The organism is Synechococcus sp. BA-120 BA3 (genome assembly GCF_034931285.1).
Lineage (GTDB): Bacteria > Cyanobacteriota > Cyanobacteriia > PCC-6307 > Cyanobiaceae > Cyanobium.
Genome location: NZ_JAYGHZ010000160.1, coordinates 1 through 1768 on the forward strand (window position 1 = coordinate 1; position 1768 = coordinate 1768).

Genomic DNA, 1768 nt, shown 5'->3' on the forward strand with positions numbered 1-1768 from the left:
GGCCTGGTGCTGGCCATGCGGCTGCACGGGCTGATCCTGGCGGCCCTGGCGGGCAGCCCCTGCGCCGCCCTCAGCTACGACCCCAAGGTGGCCGCCGCCGCGGCCGGAATCGGCTGCCCCTGCCACGACCTGGAGGTTCCGCCGCCCCCAGGCCTTCAGGAGAGCTGGGCCGCCGTGCTCGACCAGCCACCGGATCAGGCCGGCATCGCCGCCCTGCGCCAGGAGAGCCAGGTGCACCGGGCGGTGCTGGACAGCCTGAAGGGGTGACCGTTCAGTCCGCCGTCTCCGCCTGCAGGCGATCCAATTCGGCGAGCACCTCCTGGCTGTGGCCGGACGGACGCACCGCCACCCAGCTGGCCCGCAGCACCCCGTCCGGGTCGATCAGAAAGGTGTGACGCGCGGAAAAAGGCGCGATCCAGGAACCGTAGCGACGGCTGGTGGCCCCGCCCGGATCCGACAGCAGCGGGTAGGCCAGACCCTCGCTGCCGCAGAACGACAGGTGGGCTTCCTGGTCATCGGCACTCACCCCCACCACCTCGGCGTTGCGGTCATGGAACTCCCCCAGTTCCCTCTGGAAACCCCGGGCTTCGAGCGTGCAGCCGCTGGTGAAATCCTTGGGATAGAAGTATAGGGCCAGCCAGCGGCCCCGGAAGTCCGCCTGGCCCAGGTGCGTCGGGGCGACTGTGCCATCGGATGACGGGGCGACCCCGTCAAGGTCGAAGGCGGGGGCGGGCTGGCCGATCTCCGGAAGGGTGCCGCCCATGGCCCGGGCATTGGCCGGCCGGACCAGGAGGCTGAGGGCGGCCAGCAGGGATCCCCCCAGAAACGTGCGACGGTCCACAGCCAGGCTTCGATCAGGGCCGGACCCTAGCGGGGCCGGCCGGGGGATCCGATCAGATCTTGGCCAGATTGACGCCGAGCTCCTTGGCGTAGGCGCCGAGACCCTTCTTCTGGATCGTTTTGAGGGCGCGGGTGGAGACGCGCAGCTTCACGAAGCGGTTGCCTTCGGCCCACCACAGGCGCCGCTCCTGCAGATTCACCTGCTGCAGCTTCTTGGTGCGCACGTGGGAATGGCTGACGGCCATGCCGTTGTTGGCGCGCTTGCCGGTGAGCTGACAGACCCGGGACATGACGATGTGACGACGGTGGACGATGCAGGCCTGAGCCAGCCTGCGACTTTACCAAACAGGCCCCTGACCCTGGAGCCTGGCGCCGCTGAGGGGATCGAACCAGAGCTCGTGCTGCCGCTGCCAGCCCAGGTGCGGCTCGGCGGGAACGGGCGCTTCGGGGTCGGCGAGTACCCGCACCGGCCCCCAGCGGGTCTCGAACCACAGCAGCTGCTGGTGGCCCCACCATTCGCGTCGCCGCAGCCGCGCCGCCACGGCCCCGTCCTCGGCCAGCTGCAGATGCTCGGGCCGCAGGCCCAGCTGGCGCCCCGGCGCGATCGTCAGCAGGTTGATCGCCGGCCGCCCCAGGAAGCCAGCCACGAAGCGGTTGGCCGGATCGGCGTAGAGCTCCCGCGGGCTGCCCACCTGCTGCAGCCGGCCCCCGTCGAGCAGGGCGATGCGGTCGGCCATGCCCACGGCCTCCTGCTGGTCGTGGGTGACGTAGATCACCGGCTGCTCCCCGCCGCACACCAGCCGCCGCAGCTCCGGTCTCAGCTCCTCCCGCAGCTGGGCGTCGAGGTTGCTCATCGGCTCATCCAGCAGCATGATCCGCGGCTGGCGCAGCAGGGCCCGGGCGCCGGCGGGGTCGAAGTTGCCGATCG

At 71.0% G+C, this 1768-nt stretch carries 3 protein-coding genes and 1 pseudogene; 1 reads left to right on the forward strand and 3 read right to left on the reverse strand.

All coding sequences use genetic code 11. From position 1 onward, the window contains the following. Nucleotides 1-267, forward strand: a pseudogene (locus VB737_RS06845) (polysaccharide pyruvyl transferase CsaB); the annotation flags it as partial. Between the two features lie 4 nt (nucleotides 268-271). On the opposite strand, the gene VB737_RS06850 reads toward VB737_RS06845, so the two are convergent. From VB737_RS06850 to VB737_RS06860, 3 genes are all read right to left on the reverse strand, one after another. Continuing rightward, nucleotides 272-841, reverse strand: a complete 570-nt coding sequence (locus tag VB737_RS06850; protein WP_500312180.1) for a peroxiredoxin — start codon at nucleotides 839-841, stop codon at nucleotides 272-274. Between the two features lie 52 nt (nucleotides 842-893). After that, nucleotides 894-1130: a 50S ribosomal protein L28 gene (rpmB, locus tag VB737_RS06855; protein ID WP_015108262.1), complete on the reverse strand. Its 237-nt coding sequence runs from the start codon at nucleotides 1128-1130 to the stop codon at nucleotides 894-896. Nucleotides 1131-1178: 48 nt separating this feature from the next. Continuing rightward, nucleotides 1179-1768 (reverse strand): TOBE domain-containing protein (locus VB737_RS06860; RefSeq protein WP_500312181.1); only part of this gene is annotated, 590 nt, incomplete at its 5' end.

Excerpts from the sequence above, each read along its gene's own strand:
- rpmB (WP_015108262.1), bottom strand. The coding sequence starts at position 1,130 with ATGTCCCGGGTCTGTCAGCTCACCGGCAAGCGCGCCAACAACGGCATG.